Source organism: Lichenicola cladoniae, from assembly GCF_013201075.1.
GTDB lineage: Bacteria > Pseudomonadota > Alphaproteobacteria > Acetobacterales > Acetobacteraceae > Lichenicola > Lichenicola cladoniae.
In genome coordinates, this window is the sequence record NZ_CP053708.1 from 3904188 (window position 1) to 3920297 (window position 16110).

General features: G+C 64.0%; 15 protein-coding genes. 4 read left to right on the forward strand and 11 right to left on the reverse strand.

Features of this window, described 5'->3' with window-relative positions; translation table 11 throughout:
- The first annotated feature begins 45 nt into the window (after positions 1–45).
- A complete protein-coding gene (locus HN018_RS17660; protein ID WP_171835234.1) occupies positions 46–1275 on the forward strand; it encodes an argininosuccinate synthase in 1230 nt (409 codons plus the stop codon).
- A 499-nt stretch (positions 1276–1774) separates the two neighbouring features.
- Here the strand turns inward: HN018_RS17660 and HN018_RS17665 are convergent, their stop codons facing one another.
- The 3 genes from HN018_RS17665 to HN018_RS17675 all read right to left on the reverse strand — a co-directional run bounded on the left by HN018_RS17665 (position 1775) and on the right by HN018_RS17675 (position 3795).
- Entirely contained in the window at positions 1775–2188 is a 414-nt protein-coding gene (locus HN018_RS17665; protein WP_171835235.1) for a hypothetical protein, read from the reverse strand.
- The gene (locus HN018_RS17670) at positions 2185–3132 is read right to left on the reverse strand and encodes a hypothetical protein (RefSeq protein WP_171835236.1); all 948 of its coding nucleotides are present in this window, start codon (positions 3130–3132) and stop codon (positions 2185–2187) included. Before HN018_RS17670 ends, HN018_RS17665 begins: the two co-directional genes overlap by 4 nt.
- A 108-nt stretch (positions 3133–3240) precedes the next feature.
- Positions 3241–3795 carry a thymidine kinase gene (locus tag HN018_RS17675; protein WP_171835339.1) on the reverse strand — a complete coding sequence of 185 codons (555 nt, stop codon included), beginning with the start codon at positions 3793–3795 and terminating at the stop codon, positions 3241–3243.
- A gap of 99 nt (positions 3796–3894) precedes the next feature.
- Here HN018_RS17675 and trpS point away from each other — a divergent pair, with 99 nt between their 5' ends.
- Both trpS and HN018_RS17685 read left to right on the forward strand, forming a co-directional pair.
- The gene (trpS, locus tag HN018_RS17680; RefSeq protein ID WP_171835237.1) at positions 3895–4890 is read left to right on the forward strand and encodes a tryptophan--tRNA ligase; all 996 of its coding nucleotides are present in this window, start codon (positions 3895–3897) and stop codon (positions 4888–4890) included.
- Positions 4891–4902: 12 nt separating this feature from the next.
- The gene (locus HN018_RS17685; protein ID WP_171835238.1) at positions 4903–5322 is read left to right on the forward strand and encodes a secondary thiamine-phosphate synthase enzyme YjbQ; all 420 of its coding nucleotides are present in this window, start codon (positions 4903–4905) and stop codon (positions 5320–5322) included.
- A gap of 119 nt (positions 5323–5441) precedes the next feature.
- Here HN018_RS17685 and HN018_RS17690 read toward each other — a convergent pair whose 3' ends face one another.
- Positions 5442–5891: a hypothetical protein gene (locus HN018_RS17690; RefSeq protein WP_171835239.1), complete on the reverse strand. Its 450-nt coding sequence runs from the start codon at positions 5889–5891 to the stop codon at positions 5442–5444.
- A gap of 356 nt (positions 5892–6247) precedes the next feature.
- Between HN018_RS17690 and HN018_RS17695 the strand changes: the two genes are divergently transcribed.
- Positions 6248–6703, forward strand: coding sequence for a hypothetical protein (locus HN018_RS17695; protein ID WP_171835240.1), 456 nt, complete (start codon positions 6248–6250; stop codon positions 6701–6703).
- Positions 6704–6775: 72 nt separating this feature from the next.
- Here the strand turns inward: HN018_RS17695 and HN018_RS17700 are convergent, their stop codons facing one another.
- From HN018_RS17700 to HN018_RS17730, 7 genes are all read right to left on the reverse strand, one after another.
- Entirely contained in the window at positions 6776–8734 is a 1959-nt protein-coding gene (locus HN018_RS17700) for a beta-galactosidase (protein ID WP_204259565.1), read from the reverse strand.
- Positions 8727–10853: an alpha-galactosidase gene (locus HN018_RS17705; protein ID WP_171835241.1), complete on the reverse strand. Its 2127-nt coding sequence runs from the start codon at positions 10851–10853 to the stop codon at positions 8727–8729. The genes HN018_RS17700 and HN018_RS17705 overlap by 8 nt, the downstream gene beginning before the upstream one ends.
- A complete protein-coding gene (locus HN018_RS17710) occupies positions 10850–11704 on the reverse strand; it encodes a carbohydrate ABC transporter permease (protein WP_171835242.1) in 855 nt (284 codons plus the stop codon). The genes HN018_RS17705 and HN018_RS17710 overlap by 4 nt, the downstream gene beginning before the upstream one ends.
- The gene (locus HN018_RS17715) at positions 11704–12582 is read right to left on the reverse strand and encodes a carbohydrate ABC transporter permease (protein WP_171835243.1); all 879 of its coding nucleotides are present in this window, start codon (positions 12580–12582) and stop codon (positions 11704–11706) included. Before HN018_RS17715 ends, HN018_RS17710 begins: the two co-directional genes overlap by 1 nt.
- Before the next feature lie 7 nt (positions 12583–12589).
- Positions 12590–13828 (reverse strand): ABC transporter substrate-binding protein, encoded by a 1239-nt coding sequence (locus tag HN018_RS17720; protein ID WP_204259566.1) that lies wholly within the window; start codon positions 13826–13828, stop codon positions 12590–12592.
- Between the two features lie 172 nt (positions 13829–14000).
- A complete protein-coding gene (gene fghA / locus HN018_RS17725) occupies positions 14001–14840 on the reverse strand; it encodes an S-formylglutathione hydrolase (protein WP_171835244.1) in 840 nt (279 codons plus the stop codon).
- On the reverse strand, positions 14840–15955 hold the full coding sequence (locus HN018_RS17730) for an S-(hydroxymethyl)glutathione dehydrogenase/class III alcohol dehydrogenase (RefSeq protein ID WP_171835245.1): 1116 nt from the start codon (positions 15953–15955) through the stop codon (positions 14840–14842). The genes fghA and HN018_RS17730 overlap by 1 nt, the downstream gene beginning before the upstream one ends.
- Positions 15956–16110: the final 155 nt, after the last annotated feature.

Below are 16110 nucleotides of genomic sequence, written 5' to 3' on the forward strand. Positions count from 1 at the left end.
AGGGGAACGGCCACACACGCCAACCCGTCGCACTCAGGAGCCCGCATGGCTATCAAGGACGTCAAGAAGGTCGTGCTCGCCTATTCGGGCGGCCTCGATACCAGCGTCATCCTGCGCTGGCTGCAAACCAACTACGGCTGCGAGGTGGTGACCTTCACCGCCGATCTCGGACAGGGCGAGGAGCTCGAGCCCGCGCGCCGGAAGGCCGAGGCAGCCGGCGTGAAGCAGATCTTTGTCGAGGATTTGCGCGACGTTTTCGTGCGGGACTTCGTGTTCCCGATGTTCCGCGCCAACACCCTCTACGAGGGCCAGTACCTGCTCGGCACCTCGATCGCGCGGCCGCTGATCGCCCAGCGGCAGATCGAGATCGCCGAGATGGTCGGCGCCGATGCGGTGGCGCACGGCGCGACCGGCAAGGGCAACGACCAGGTCAGGTTCGAGCTCAGCTACTACGCGCTGAAGCCGGACGTGAAGGTGATCGCGCCCTGGCGGGAATGGGACCTGACCAGCCGGACCAAGCTGCTGGCATTCGCCGAAGAGCACCAGATCCCGATCTCGCGCGACAAGCGCGGCGAGGCGCCGTTCTCGGTGGATGCGAACCTGCTGCACTCATCGTCGGAGGGAAAGATCCTCGAGGATCCCGCGGTAGCGCCGGACGAGAGCGTGTATCAGCGGACGATCAGCCCGGAAGCGGCGCCCGATGTCGCAACCGAGATCAGCATCGACTTCGCTCATGGCGACGCGGTGGCGGTCAATGGCGTGACGCTCGGGCCGGCAGCGTTGCTGACCAAGCTGAACGAGCTTGGCCGTGCGAACGGGATCGGGCGGCTGGACCTGGTCGAGAACCGGTTCGTGGGGATGAAATCGCGCGGCATCTACGAGACGCCCGGCGGCACGATCCTGCTGACCGCGCACCGGAACATGGAAACCATCACGCTGGATCGCGAGGCCGGGCATCTCAAGGACAGCCTGATGCCGCGCTACGCGTCGCTGATCTATAACGGGTTCTGGTTCAGCCCGGAGCGCCGCATGCTGCAGGCCCTGATCGACGCCAGCCAGGCGAGCGTGACCGGCCGGGTGATGCTGAAGCTCTACAAGGGCAATGTGATCGTGACCGGCCGGGAGAGCCCGAACAGCCTGTACGATACGCGGGTGGTGACGTTCGAAGACGACCAGGGCGCCTACGACCAGATCGACGCGCAGGGCTTCATCAAGCTGAACGCGCTGCGGCTGCGGCTTGGCGCCGCAGTCGGGCGGAAGGGCGGCGCGCTATAGGCGCGTCGAACCGGACGCTTCGGCGAGCCGCGACGACCTGCTGAACCGCTACCGGATGCTTCGTGCGGTCGGCGCGGGGCATCCGGATGCAGTCGTCGGGAGGCTACCGAGACTGATATCTGACGGTGTCTGACGGTAGTTTGGAGTGGTGATGGCCGGCGACTAGGCACGACCGCGCCAAGGATTCGATGCGACTTTTCGAGGGTTCTGGGCGGGTTAATTCCTGGAGCGCAAGCATTTCCGGTGCCGCGGCGCGGCGGCAGCGTTCAATCTTGCAGCTCTGCTCTACCGAGCATGGGGTCATGAACGACGCAGCGTTCCACTACTAGAAATTGGTATCAGCCGAGCGACAGATGGCGTTGCCGCCCAGAAACGGACCAAATTGTAGCCTTAGCCACGGTCGATGGCTGACGATCTACTTTACGATGGCGTTTACTTTACACGTTCAAATATTGGAAGGAATGCTATTGTTGAAGCGCCCAGAATTCTCAGCTACTCGTCATTCACGCCGATATTTTATCAGCCATATAACCGTCGCGATCTGAGTTATCGCGCCGATGATCGTGAAGACAACGGCCCCGGTCGACTCGTTCCCTTGGATTGATCCAAACAGCGTTAGCCCCAGAAGACCAAAATTAGCAAAAACCGAGAGGATCATAACGATCGTCACGAATGCTCTGACGATATTTTGCATCATGCTTGAAATTCTTGACCAGAAAACTAACCGGATCGCGAATAGAATCGCGAAAGCCAGTATCTCACCGATTGTTCCTAATGTTCCGCCCGCATCTGCTGATCGGGGCTGTATAAGCTCACCTAGAGCAATGCCGAACAGGGCAATCCCGACACAGCCCAGCGCCAAAGATATCAGGTAACCTGACGATGCTGCTCTCAAACTACTTGAATTAATCATCGGCCTGCCGTCACAGTATGAATCTGGAGGCGCTGTAGTAACGCCCGTAAAGATGAATCATCGTTTCCCATTTCTTCTTTTAGTAGAAGAAGAGCTGATCCAAGGCCAGCTCCACGTGGAGAAACTTCATACTTCAACGACCCAGAGATTTGCTGACTTCGTATCTGTGATCGCAGATTTGCACGCTCAGCTATCTGTTCATATTTCTTTGCACGAACCGAATCAGCCGAGCGCTGAGCAAGTGCATCAGCTGACGCAGCAGTCCCACGATCTATTGCACGTAGTTTCTTCACCTCATTCAACTCTTGGAGCGCTTTCATTTCGCCCCACAGCGCGTCGGGCAAAGTGGCGATCGTCGCAAAGATTCGAATCTTCTCCGTATTAATTTTGAAAGCCTCTGCCCGTTCATTATCCCCAGCGAGTTCCATCCCATAAGATGTTCCATCAGTGATCAGCAGCAGCGTCCCACCAAATAATCCAAGCGCTGCAAGGACACCCAATCCCGTCGGGATCAGTGCAAGCGACAGACCCACGCAGACAACGTCGAGCGCTACGCCAAGGCCATCGTCGCGATGGGACGTCGCCATTCGTCCGACGACGCGGTTCACGGCCTGCCCCACAGCCATTTGTGCCTGCCCCTGAATGGTCAAGGCGCTTCCCTCTGCTGTCAGCGCACCCTTGATGAACTCCCTGGCCTCATTCCAGAAGCCGCTGGGAGGCTTTTTCGACACGACAACTGCCGCCGGAAGCCACTGGAAGACGATTATATCCCCAAAGTTCTCGCTATCGCGGCGCGGTGCCCGCAACGCGTAAATGTCGCCGTCGGCGGCCCAGACAATCCCGACATCAGGTCCGCATACCTTGTCAACGAACCTGGCAAGGCAAGTGCGCGCGTCGAACGCGGTACGGTAAGGGCCCCACTGTCGACTCAGCGGCAAAACCAAGCGGATTCCTTCTCTGTTCGTATCGTTATGAAATGCTGACGCACGACGATGCGACCATGCGTGATCCCTGACAACTGTCGGCTTTACCGGGGTTGCTCCGCCCCATTGTCACCGCGCCGGTTCCGTCCAGTGCTCCTCGCACCGCGCCTCGTAGAGATCGTCGTCTCCCAATTCCAGCCGTTTGCCGGTCTCGGTTTTCTTGGCGGTCCACATCGCCAGCTGTTCGCAGATGTGGCAGCGGGCACGGAGGACGAGGTGCCGGTCGGCGCAGGCGGACAGGCGGGTGATGGTGTCGAACGGGCGGCGCAGGTAGTCGGTGTCCAGGCCGCCGACGGTCACCCGGGCGCCGGCGGCGACCGCACGCCCGATGTCGGCCACGATATCCCCGGCATAGTGGGGCGGGACCATGAACTGGACTTCGTCGATGACCAGCACGGTGCGGCCGGCGGCAGCGTCTGGCCAGTCGGCCACGGCGAGCGCCTCGACGCGGGTGCGGTCTCGGCTGGCGATGACCGCCGCTCCATCGCGGGTGTCGAAGGCGGGCTTCAGCACCAGGGCGTCGGGCCCGTGCGCGGCGGCCTGGGCGATCAGCGCGGCAGACTTGCCGGCGAACATCGGGCCGGTGATCAGCACCAGTTCGCCACGTCGTTCCTTCCCCGTCATCACCGCCCCCCCGTTCGTCCGGCCGGTTGCATAGCCGGTTCCGGACACACGCGCACGCCACGCTTGACCGCCCGGCCCGCATGGCCGGACAAGACGGGCATGCAACGCATCTTTTCAGGCATCCAGCCGTCCGGCGTCCCTACGCTGGGCAATTATCTCGGCGCCATCCGCAACTGGGTGGCCCTGCAGCAGGGGCACGAGTGCCTCTACTGCCTGGTCGACCTGCACGCGATCACCACCTGGCAGGATCCGGCGCAGCTGCGCGAGCAGACCCGGACCCAGGCGGCGATCCTGCTGGCGGCCGGGATCGATGCGGAAACCCACATCCTGTTCAACCAGTCGGCGGTCAGCGCGCATGCCCGGCTGGCCTGGATCTTCAACTGCGTCGCCCGGATCGGCTGGCTGAACCGGATGACCCAGTTCAAGGACAAGGCCGGCAAGGACCGCGAAGCGGTCTCGGCCGGGCTCTACGTCTATCCGAACCTGATGGCGGCGGACATTCTCGCCTACCACGCGACACGGGTGCCGGTGGGCGACGACCAGCGCCAGCACCTGGAGCTCGCCAACGACATCGCCCAGAAGTTCAACCACGATTACGGGGTGACGTTCTTCCCGGTCATCGAGGCGCTGGTGCCGCCGGACGCCGCCCGGGTGATGAGCTTGCGCGACGGCACCAAGAAGATGTCGAAGTCCGATCCGTCCGACCAGAGCCGGATCAACCTCACCGACGATGCGGACGCGATCGCACAGAAGATCCGCCGCGCCCGGACCGATGCCGAGCCCCTGCCCTCAGAGCCCGCCGGCCTCGCCGAACGTCCGGAGGCTCGCAATCTGGTGACGATCCTGGCAGCACTGTCCGACATGACGATCGAGGACACGCTGGCAGTGCATGGCGGACAGGGGTTCGGCACGTTCAAGGAAGCGCTGGCCGAGCGGATCGTGGCCACGGTTGGACCGATCGCCGGTGAAGCCCGTCGGCTGATGGATGACCCGGCGCATCTGGATGCCGTCCTGCGCCGAGGTGCGGCACGCGCCAACGCAATCGCCGAACCCATCGTGCGCGAGGCGGAACGGATCGTCGGCTTCCTGCCCTAGAGAGGTTGATCCATGCGACAGGCACTGCACGAGCTGACCATCGAAACCAGGGGCAAGGGACTGGTGATGATCACCCGTCCGGTGCTCGAGTGGGTGGCGGACCAGGGCATCGAGACCGGGCTGCTGACGCTGTGGTGTCGGCACACCTCGGCGTCGCTGACGGTGCAGGAGAATGCCGATCCGAGCGTGCGGACGGATATCGAGCGGTATTTCGAGCATATCGCACCGGAAGCGCCGGGCCGCTACGTGCATGACGACGAGGGCCCGGACGACATGCCGGCGCATCTGCGGACGATGCTGACCAATACCCAGCTGACCATACCGGTGGCCGACGGACAGCCGGTGCTGGGGATGTGGCAGGGGCTGTATCTGTTCGAGCACCGGCGCCGCCCGCATCGGAGGCAGGTCGTGCTGCATCTGCTGGGGGAGTAGTTTCTTTTCAGCGCCCTGAGGCTGAAGGCATGCCAGACCACGGAACGGTCCGGAGCACGACACGCAACAACGCGATGACATCGTGATTGTCCAAAAAATCCACCCGCTCCGACATTACCCTAGCTCCGAACATAAACCAGTTCAGCGCCATACTCTTCCTTACCGGCAGCCCAGGAGATATCGACCCAGGCCTTGCCGCCTTCAATCAGGATCATCCTGCCACCGCCAATCTGCGTGCCATTCTTTTCGACCTTGTAGGCGAGTTCATGCGGAAGCGCCGGGTCGCTGGAAAATACGCTGAGTGTCAAACCAGGGGTAGGTTTTGTCCGATGAACGACCATCGGTTGTCCGTCGATGTGGCCAGTGACAACCTCACCGATCGAAGGAATTTCCCACCTGATCCTCCGGTCGGCCGTGATCGCCAGGACATAGGCTGGCGGCGCGCCGTCCGCTCCGGGACTGGACCTGGCCGGGGCAAGCTTCCAGGTTCCGGTCCATGGACTTTCCGTAGCGTGCGCCGCCATCGGATAGAAGGCGAGGATGGCGGCGGCAAATCTGAATTTCATCATGGTGCCTGTGTTTCTTAATTATCCTACCACCGGGACTCTACCGCGCCTGAGTCTTACGTTTCATTTCCGGAACGTGGCGGTTTCGTCAGATTCGGCATCTTTCCGGCCTGGCTTGCAATGTTAGGTTGAGTCGCCTGAAAAGACGGCCGATCAAAACTGGCGCATTGCCAGCCTCTCGGTCCGGAGCCGGAATCGTCGTTGCGCAGCCCGGCGGCAAGATCCCTTCAACCGCATTCCAGCGATTGCTACTCTGAAGCCAGCGGAAGGCCGACGCGGTCATCCACTTGATCACGCGCCCGACAAATCCCAGATCACCGCTCTACGAAGGTTTGGCAGCCGCAAGAGGGGACCGTGCAATGAGAATGGGATACGGGGTCATCCTGATCGCGCTTGCGGGATGCGCGGGCCCGACCGGACCGGTCGTCGGCGACTGGCGCGGTTACCAGTTGGGTTTAAGCGGCCTCAACGATCTCTCCACCCAATTGATCCTGGACGGGGAGCCAGATGCACGGTCAGGCATCTACCATCTGGTCACGAGGGCAATGGAGCCCGGGCTGGTCGATGATCCGCGCTGGAACGTACGCTGGACCGACCACTGGGAACGGCGGGTACTGCAGGACGCGCAGGCGCAGAGTTATGTCGCGATCCATCTGTTCAATGCACCCAACGCGGAAACGCCTGACTATCTCCTGACCGCGAATGGGCTGCTGGTACCGGTGCCGAACACGAAGCATCCGGACGTGTCTCCGGAGGCCCTGAAAGTCGCGTTGGTGCCGCTGCCTCGCACATCCTGGGGTTACGGGCGGCCATAGATTGCCCAGCCACCGACGACCCAGGCCAAAGGCCGTGGCCACGCGCGCCACGGAGCCTGAAGAACTTTTCGATCAGACCGCTACACGCCAGCATGCGAAATCCTGCGGTTCCACGACCGGGTGTCCCATGACCAGGGTCCGCACGAGATGGTCCGGCAGCGTCCAGGGCTCCGGTCCGTAGTTAAAGGCGAAGCAGAGCTCGCCGCGATGCCTCAGTCTCACGCCGGCCGGCAACTCGGTCAAACCCAGGCCCCCCGCCGGGAGAACATGCCGCAATGCAGCTTCCAGCAGAGCTGCGTCGGGCCAGCAGGCAAGATAGACATATCGGCCGCCCTCGACCACGGCAGGCGACCCGTCGTGGAACCGCGCTGTAACGTCAGCATCGGTTTCGATCCACTCCCGCCAGCGGATCGCACGACCTGCGAACTTGCCGGTCACCGGGTGCGACAGGCCTGGTCGCAGGGAGCCGACGTCGACCACCTGCATCGGCAGCATCGATCGTAACGGACCCGGTGGCAGTCCGTCCGGAATGGAGAAGTCGACGCTTCTGGAACCGGTACGCGGTCCGATCAGGACGGTTGCCTCGGTGGCGGAGAGTGCGGCGAGGCCGGCTTCCGACAGATGCGGCAGGGTCGGCGCCAGCACGGTACGGTATCCGGCCAGCGATGCTCCGGATGCCACTATATCGACGTCCTGACCGAGCCGCCGCGCCATCTCGTACCAGCGGAAGCACATCTCGATATAATTGAAATCCTTGCCCTGCGGCTGGATGTCCAGCATCCAGGCCGCCTCGTAATCGAACACCAGGGCAACCGGTGCCTGCGTGCTTGCCGGCAGGGTGCCGGCGCTTCGAAGTTCGGCCGCGACCTGGAGCGCCTCCTTGCCCCCCGCCGACACCGAGCGGTTAGGCCGATGCAGGCCGGCATGCATCTGCTCCTGTGCGAACGGGCATTGCCGCCAGCGGAAATAGCTCACCACCTCGGCACCGTGCGCAAATGCCTCCCAGGTCCACAGCCGCACCATTCCGGGCTTCGGCACCGGGTTCCAGTCCGCCCAGTTCACCGGTCCGGGCTGCTGCTCCATGATCCAGAACCGTCCGCGTCCGATGCCCCGATACAGATCGTGGTGGAAGGCCGCCATGTCGGGATGGCCTGTCTCGATGAAGGGTGCACGTTCCGCATCCCCGAACGGGAACTGGTCGGTGAAACCCAGCGGGTATGAGTCCCAGGTCGCGAAATCGAGTTCCTCGCCCACCGCATGATGATCGAAACCGGTAAACCGGCCCATGAAGTTGTGGGTCACGAACCGGCCCGGCGAATGGGCGCGCAGGATGTCCGCCTGCATCCGGCAATAGGCCCGCACCTGGTCGGAGGAGAACCGCCGGAAATCCATCCGCGCCGCCGGCGCAGTTTCCGTGACCGCGCCGACCGGCAGCGACACCTCGGCGAAGGAACGCAATTCCGCCGACCAGAACACCGTGCCCCAGGCCTCGTTGAGCCGCCCGATGCTTCCATAGCGGCGCCCGAGCCAGGCCTGGAATGCGCGCAGATCCTCCGGTCCGTAGGACAATACCGTGTCGTGGCAGCCGAACTCGTTGTCGATCTGCCAGCCGGCGACGGCCTGGTTGTCGCCGTAGCGCCCGGCGACCGCCTCCGTGATGCGGCGGCTCTCGCGGATCCAGGCCTCCGACGAGAAACCGGTATGGCGGCGGGACCCGAAGCCGCGCGTCCGGCCGTTCTCATCAGTCGGCAGGATGCTGGGCTCGCGATCGATCAGCCATTTCGGGGGGGTGGCGGTCGGCGTACACATCACCACCCTCAATCCGGCGCCGCCCAGCACGCCGATCGCCCGGTCGAGCCAGGCCCAGTCGAAGCGTCCTGGTTCGGGTTCGATCCTGCTCCAGGCGAACTCGGCGATCCGCACGTAGGTAATACCGGCGGCGCGCATCGCGGTCGCATCGTCCGCCCACCAATCCTCTGGCCAGTGCTCGGGATAGTAGCAGACGCCCAGCATCGCATTAGTGTCAGTCAAGTGCGGTGAGCTCCAGAACCAGTGCGGTTTCGGGCTGCAATTCCGGCAGCGCGATTCCGGCCGTGGCGAGCAACGCGCCTGGAACCAGCAGCCCTTCCGCGAACAGCGAACGCTGCGACTCCGACAGCCGCGTATCCAGATGCTGCGGCGCCGGCAGTTGCACCCGATAGCCGATTGCCGGATCGAGACCGGGAAGTGTCAGCGGCGGCGCACGAAGCGGATCGGTGCGTTCCTGCGCCACCAGGTAGGCGGCGTGCCGTCGATCGGACGAGACCACGCCACGCAAAAGACGCGCCGCCTGCGTCGGACGTGCGAACAGGTTGCCGCCATGCAGGAGCGGGCGCAGTCGCTTGTGCAGCGCGATCCAGCCGGCGAGCATCTCAAGTTCGTCCGGGTCCAGCGTGGTCGGGTCCAGCTCGACACCCATATGCCCGAACAATGCCACGGCCGCCCGGAACGCGAGCGTATGCCGTCGTCCGGTCTGATGGTTCGGCGACGCCGCGACATGCGCACCCATCAACTCCGGTGGCAGGAAACGCGAAAAACCGCGCTGGATCGACAGCCGTTCCAACGCGTCGGTGCAGTCCGATGTCCAGACCCTGTGCGTATGGCGCAGGATACCGAAATCCGGACGGCCGCCGCCGGACGAACAGGTCTCGATCTCCAGCTGGGGGTGCGCCGCACGCAGCCGGGCCAGCAACGCGTAGTTGGCAAGCAGATGGCGCCGATAGGCGGGGTGCCCGTGCCGGTCGCCGGCCGCCACGAAGTCGCGGTTCATGTCCCATTTCAGGTAGGAAATCGGATGCGCGCGCAGCAGCGTATCAAGCTGGCCGAAGATGTCGTCCGCAATCTCCGGGCGGGTCAGATCGAGGATGAGCTGATACCGCGACGTGCGCAGCCTACGCCCGGCAACATGCAGCACCGCATCGGGATGGGCGCGATACAGGTCGCTGTCCGGGTTGACCATCTCCGGCTCGACCCACAGCCCGAACTCCAGACCCTGCGACACGACGGCCTCGATCAGCGGCCCGAGCCCGTTTGGATATTTGACCGGATCGGGCCGCCAGTCGCCGAGCCCGGCATGCGGGTTGTTGCGTCCTGCCATCCAGCCATCGTCCAGCACGAAACGCTCGATGCCGATTTGTTTGGCGGCTGTCGCCTGCGCGACCAGGCGATCATGCTGGTGCGTGAAGTAGTTGCCTTCCCAGGTGTTCAACGTGACCGGCCGTGGCCGCATCGCCCCATCCGGCCAGCGCAGGACGTCACGGCGCACACCGTCGTGGAAACGTCGCGACAGGCCGGCCAGCCCATCCGGCGAAAACGAGGCATAGGCCACCGGCGTCTCGATCGCCTCGCCCGGTGCCAATTCGACTTCTCCCGGATGCAGCAACTCGCCGGTGATCACCAGTACGCGGCCATCCTCGAGCCTCTCGGCGGTGGTGCGATGATTGCCGCTCCAGCCGAGATGGACGCCATAGACCCGGCCTCGATCCTCATCGAAGCCGGCAGCACCGGCGATGATCCCGGGGAAACGGTCATGCAGGCGGCCGCGCCGGTTTTCCGATGCCCACAGTCCGCTGGAGAGATCGACCCGGCGCTCGGCGAACTCCCGGCCCCATCGTCCGTCGAACACGAGCAGTTCGGTCGCATCGGCCGGCAATAGAAAAACGCCGGCCGCCAGGCGTTCCACGTTGAGCGGCTCGTGTCCCTCGTTGCGGAGCACCGAGCGCATGCTCAGCAGGTCGCCGTCGGGCGCCAGGGCCAGGATTATTTCGAGTGCGAGTGCGGTCACCGGATCGCTCGCCGAGATCCGCAATTCCCCCGGCTCCTGGTGGATGGTCACCTCGGTAAATTCCGCAGACCAGTCGATGCGCCCGCGACTGGCCGCCATTGCGGCGGTACGCTGCGAACCCGTCCCCAGCGTCGGCATCAGCACCGCTTCGACATGGTCTTCGTCGAGACCGTTGTGACGAAGCGCGCGATCGCGCAGGGAGGACACTGCGTCCAGCGAAACGCCATCGGGCAGGCGCGCACCCCAGTGCACGATCTCGGGCAGGCCCGTCACGCGTTGCAGAAGCAGCAAGGTCGTGTTGCTGCCATCAAGCCTGTGAGTTGTCATTCCTTCACCGATCCCAAGGTCAATCCGGAAATAAAGTGCCGCTGCATCAGGAAGAACACCACGACCGACGGGGTTGCCGCGACGATCGCGCCGGCCGACATCAACTGCCATGAGGCCAGCCACATGCCCTGCAAGGCCTGCAGCCCGGCGGTAATCGGGCGGGCGCTGTCGGATTGCACCAGTACCAGCGCCCAGAAATAATCATTCCAGATGAACGTGAATTCCAGCACGGCCAGGGCCGCCAGGGCCGGACGGACCAGCGGCAACACGATCAGCCAGAAGATCCTGAAACTTCCCGCCCCGTCCATGCGGGCCGCTTCGAGCAGGGAGTCGGGAATCTCGCGCATGAAGTTGCGCATGAACAGCGTACAGAACCCGGTCTGGAACGCCGAGTGGAACACGATCAGCGCCCAGATCGTGTTGTAGAGCGGGAACACGTGGATCATCAGGTCCCGCACCGGGATCATCAGGATCTGGAACGGCACGAAATTGCCGGCGATGAAGATCGCCAGGACGAAGCTGCTGGCGCGGAAACGGAACTTCGCAAGCCCGAACCCCGCCAGCGTCGACAGCACCAGCGTTCCGGCCACCGCGGGCAAGGTGATTTCGATCGAGTTGAGCAGGTAGCGGCCCATCGGCGAGGACGTGAAGACCGCCGCGTAGTTGCCGAACAGGTTGGTGCCGTGCGGCCATCCCCAGTAGTTGCCTTGGGCGAGATCCTGCGCGGTGCGGGCCGAGGTCAGGAAGATCGCCAGCAGCGGCAGCAGCCAGATGATCAGGCTGACCGGCAGTGCCACGCGATACAGCGCCCGTGCGCCCGGAGAAGCGGTCTGGATCGGGCGGGGAAACATCAGCGCCGCTCCTGCCGAAGCATGATGACCAGGAAGATGGCGATATAGATATCCATGATCGCGAACAGCACGACGGCGATGGCCGCCCCGTAGCCGTAGCGGAACGACAGGAAGGTCTGCTCGTACATGTAGTAGGCGAGCACGGCGGAGCTGTCGTACGGACCGCCCTTGGTCATGATCGACACCAGGTCGAACGACCGCAACGCACCGACCACCGAGACGACGACGGCAATGAAGGTTGCCGGCCGCAACTGCGGGATGATGATGTTCCAGAGCATGTTCCAGCCACGCGCCCCATCCATGCGGGCGGCTTCGACGATCTCGCCGTTCACCGCCGTCAGGCCTGTCAGATACAGGATCATGCAGTATGCGGTCTGCGGCCAGAGACCGGCGACGATGACGGACGGCGTCGCCCAGTTGGCGTTGCCCAGCAGCGATACGCCGTGCAGGCCGATCGCATGCAGGCCCAGGTTCAGCAGCCCGAAATCGCCGTTGAAGAACCACGAAAACACCAGCCCGACCACGACCTGGGAAATCACGAACGGGAAGAAGAACAGGGACTTGTAGAGCCGCATACCCGCGATGCTCTGGTTGAGGAACAACGCCATCGCCAGCCCGAATACCGGAGCCAGCATGTAGGACAACAACCACCAGATGTTGTTGACCAGGGCGGTATAGAACACATCGTCGCCGAACAGCTCGGTATAGTTCCCGAGCCCGACCCAGCGCATGCGGTGGATACCGTCCCAGTCGTGCAACGACACCCAGATGCTGTCGGCGATCGGCCAGAGCACGAACACCGAGAAGAACAACGCGGCGGGCGCGATGAACGGCAGCGCCGCCATCCCGCCACGCATGCGATTGGCGGAGGCCGACATGCCGGCCTCAGTTGGCCGGCGCGTAGATGCGCAGACGCGCCCGGTCGATATCGGCGAGGATGCGGTCCAGCCTGTCCGGCTTGATCATGAACTCCTGGAAGCGCTTCATCGCCAGTGTCGCCAACGCCTCGTCGGTATCGCGATCGAAGAACTGCGAATGATCGGGCGTTGCCTGGAGCAGCTTGCGCCCGTCGACCAGAAAACGATCATCGACCAGCTTGGCTTGCGTATTGGCCGGGATCTGTTTCTCGTAGCGGTTGATCATCTCCTGGATGTCGGGCTGCATCATGAAGGCGACGAACTTCATCGCGCCTGCCTTGTTGACCGCCCCCTGCGGGACGGCCACGGAATCCATTGGTGCGTCCTCCGCCCGGGCAACGCCGGGGGTGATGCTGGGGAACGGCGCGTACTGCATCACCTTTTCCATCTCCGGCGAGAAGTTGGCGGTGATGAAATTGCCCAGCAGCATCATTCCGGCGCGACCCTGGAACAGCAGCGCCTGGCTTTCCTGCATGCTGAGTTCGGCATGATTGGGTACGAAGCACTTACGGTCGATAAGCTGCTTCCAGTGCGCGAACACATCCCGCACTTTTGGGTCGAGGTAGGACATCTTCCCGGACATCAGCTGCATGTGCGAGGCATAGCCGTTGATCCGAAGGTCGAGATAATCGAACCAGGCGGCGGTCGGCCACAGATCCTTGGAGCCGATGTCGATCGGGGCCACGCCGATCGCGTTCAGCTTGTCGCAGGCGCCGAGCAGATCGTCCCAGGTGGCGATCGGACCGATGCCGGCCTTCTGAAACAGGTCGCCGCGATAATAAATTCCATACTGATACTGGGTGTAGGGCACCGCATACTGCTTGCCGTTGTCGGTCACGAGTGCCACCGCGGTGGGACCGAACGCCTCCTTCATCGCCGGCGTCCACAACGCACTCACGTCGGCGAGCAGGCCGGGCTGCACGAACTGGCGAAGCCGAACGCCTGTGTACCAGAGCACCACGTCGGGCGGTGCCGATGTCAGCCAGTTCCGGATCGACTGCTTGTAGGCCTCGTGGTCATAGACGTTGAGTACGACGTGGGTGCCCGGGTTGGCGGCCTCGAAGCGTTTCACCACTTCCTGGAAGGCTGCCTTGGGCTGTGGGTCGGACTGATCGGTGTTGACGGTAATGCTATCGGCGCGCGCGGCAACCGGCGCCAGGGCGAGCGCTCCCATCAGGAAGCGGACGACCCAGGAAGTCCTGGACATTGCTGTATTCCCCGTTCGGCCCGCGTGATCCCGAGGCCGTTACGAGGATATGAACACGGCTTGGCGAACCTGTCGTCCAAATTTACGGCGCCCGGTTTCTACCGGACCGCACATGCAGGATGCGGGGGCAAATTCGCGTCACCGTGCCCGGTGCGCCGTCACGCGGAACAGGTCAGAGAAGCCGGGAATGGTGCTCGATATGGTCGGCGATAAAGCTCTGGATGAACCAGTATGAATGGTCGTAGCCGGCGTGGCGGCGCAGGGTCAGCGACTGGCCGGCCTCCGCAGCCGCCTGCTCAAGGCGATCCGGACGAAGCTGCTCGTCGAGGAACTGGTCCGCCTCGCCCTGGTCGACCAGCAGCGTCGTCGGATGCACCTTGCCGGCGCGGAGCAGCAGCGTCGGGTCGTGCGCAGCCCAGCTGGCCCGATCCGGGCCGAGATAGGCCGAGAACGCCTTTCGGCCCCAGGGAACGTCGCTGGGGTGGCAGATCGGCGCGAAGGCCGAGACCGAGTGCCAGCGAGTGGGATCGGACAGGCCCAGCGCCAGAGCGCCGTAGCCGCCCATCGAATGACCCATGATGCCGCGCCGATCGGGACGCACCGGGAAGTTGGCCTCGACCAGCGTCGGCAGCTCGTCGTTGACGTAGCTGCCCATGCAGTAATGTGCCGACCAGGGCGCCTCGGTCGCGTCCAGGTAGAAGCCGGCGCCGGTGCCGAAATCCCAGTCGGCATCCTCGCCCGGGATGCCGGCGCCGCGCGGGCTGGTGTCGGGGAACACCATGACCAGCCGATGGTCCGCCGCGAGCCGCAGCACGGCGGACTTGGTGGCGAAGGTCTCCTCGTTGCAGGTCAGGCCGGCCAGCGCATACAGCGCAGGCGCCGGCGACGCGGCATCGACGCCATCCGGCACGAAAACGCCGAAACGCGCATCCAGGCCGCCAAGCGCCTCGGACACGTGGCTGTGGAAGCCGAGATTACCGCCGAAACAGCGCTGGGCCGACCGGGTCTGCATCAGTACATCACCACGCTGCGGATGCTCTCGCCGCGGGTCATCAGGTCGAAGCCCTCGTTGATCTGCTCGAGCTTCAGGTGATGGGTGATCAGCGGATCGATGCTGATCTTGCCGTCCATGTACCACTCCACGATCTTCGGCACGTCGGTGCGCCCACGGGCGCCGCCGAACGCCGAGCCGATCCAGCGGCGGCCGGTGACCAGTTGGAACGGGCGGGTCGAGATCTCCTGTCCCGCCGAGGCCACGCCGATGATGGTGGACACGCCCCAGCCGCGATGGCTGCACTCCAGCGCCTGGCGCATCAGGGTCGGGTTGCCGACGCACTCGAAGCTGTAGTCGGCGCCGCCGCCGGTGAGCTCGACCAGATGGCCGACCACGTCGCCGTTCTCGCCGAGATCCTTCGGGTTCACGAAGTCGGTCATGCCGAACTGCCGCGCCATCGCCTCGCGGCCGGGATTGATGTCGACACCGACGATCTGGGTCGCGCCGACCATGCGGGCACCCTGGATCACGTTCAGGCCGATGCCGCCCAGACCGAACACCACGACCGACGATCCGGGCTCCACCTTGGCGGTGAACAGCACCGCGCCGATGCCGGTGGTGACGCCGCAGCCGATGTAGCAGATCTTGTCGAACGGGGCGTCCTCGCGGACCTTCGCCAGTGCGATCTCGGGCAGCACCGTGTAGTTCGCGAAGGTCGAGCAGCCCATGTAGTGCAGGATCGGCTGGCCCTTGTACGAGAAGCGCGAGCTGCCGTCCGGCATGACGCCCCTGCCCTGGGTCGCGCGGATCCGGGTGCACAGGTTGGTCTTGCGGGACAGGCAGCTTTTGCAGTTGCGGCATTCCGGCGTGTAGAGCGGGATCACGTGGTCGCCTGCCTTCAGGCTGGTGACGCCGGGCCCGACCTCGACCACCACGCCTGCGCCTTCATGGCCCAGGATCGCCGGGAACAGGCCTTCCGGATCGGCGCCCGACAGGGTGTATTTGTCGGTGTGGCACAGGCCGGTCGCCTTGATCTCGACGAGTACCTCGCCCTCGCGTGGTCCCTCGAGCTGGATCGTCTCGATTTCGAGAGGCTTGCCGGCCTCGAATGCTACTGCCGCGCGAACGTCCATGATCTCGAGACTCCGACCTTTTGAAGGCGTGCACACAAGGGCCGCGCGGGGCGGAGGTCAATGCACGTCGGCGGATCTTGGCGGCCCGCTGGTTACAACCTACTTATAGGGCCAGTCCATGCCGCGGCCGGCTGTCGTGCGCCTCTAGGAAATCC

What these genes read in the sequence shown, in the direction of transcription:
- HN018_RS17660 (WP_171835234.1), top strand. Translation starts at nt 46, where the DNA reads ATGGCTATCAAGGACGTCAAGAAGGTCGTGCTCGCCTATTCGGGCGGC.
- HN018_RS17665 (WP_171835235.1), bottom strand. Translation starts at nt 2,188, where the DNA reads ATGATTAATTCAAGTAGTTTGAGAGCAGCATCGTCAGGTTACCTGATA.
- HN018_RS17675 (WP_171835339.1), bottom strand. Translation starts at nt 3,795, where the DNA reads ATGACGGGGAAGGAACGACGTGGCGAACTGGTGCTGATCACCGGCCCG.
- trpS (WP_171835237.1), top strand. Translation starts at nt 3,895, where the DNA reads ATGCAACGCATCTTTTCAGGCATCCAGCCGTCCGGCGTCCCTACGCTG.
- HN018_RS17685 (WP_171835238.1), top strand. Translation starts at nt 4,903, where the DNA reads ATGCGACAGGCACTGCACGAGCTGACCATCGAAACCAGGGGCAAGGGA.
- HN018_RS17690 (WP_171835239.1), bottom strand. Translation starts at nt 5,891, where the DNA reads ATGATGAAATTCAGATTTGCCGCCGCCATCCTCGCCTTCTATCCGATG.
- HN018_RS17695 (WP_171835240.1), top strand. Translation starts at nt 6,248, where the DNA reads ATGAGAATGGGATACGGGGTCATCCTGATCGCGCTTGCGGGATGCGCG.
- HN018_RS17705 (WP_171835241.1), bottom strand. Translation starts at nt 10,853, where the DNA reads ATGACAACTCACAGGCTTGATGGCAGCAACACGACCTTGCTGCTTCTG.
- HN018_RS17710 (WP_171835242.1), bottom strand. Translation starts at nt 11,704, where the DNA reads ATGTTTCCCCGCCCGATCCAGACCGCTTCTCCGGGCGCACGGGCGCTG.
- HN018_RS17715 (WP_171835243.1), bottom strand. Translation starts at nt 12,582, where the DNA reads ATGTCGGCCTCCGCCAATCGCATGCGTGGCGGGATGGCGGCGCTGCCG.
- HN018_RS17720 (WP_204259566.1), bottom strand. Translation starts at nt 13,828, where the DNA reads ATGTCCAGGACTTCCTGGGTCGTCCGCTTCCTGATGGGAGCGCTCGCC.
- fghA (WP_171835244.1), bottom strand. Translation starts at nt 14,840, where the DNA reads ATGCAGACCCGGTCGGCCCAGCGCTGTTTCGGCGGTAATCTCGGCTTC.
- HN018_RS17730 (WP_171835245.1), bottom strand. Translation starts at nt 15,955, where the DNA reads ATGGACGTTCGCGCGGCAGTAGCATTCGAGGCCGGCAAGCCTCTCGAA.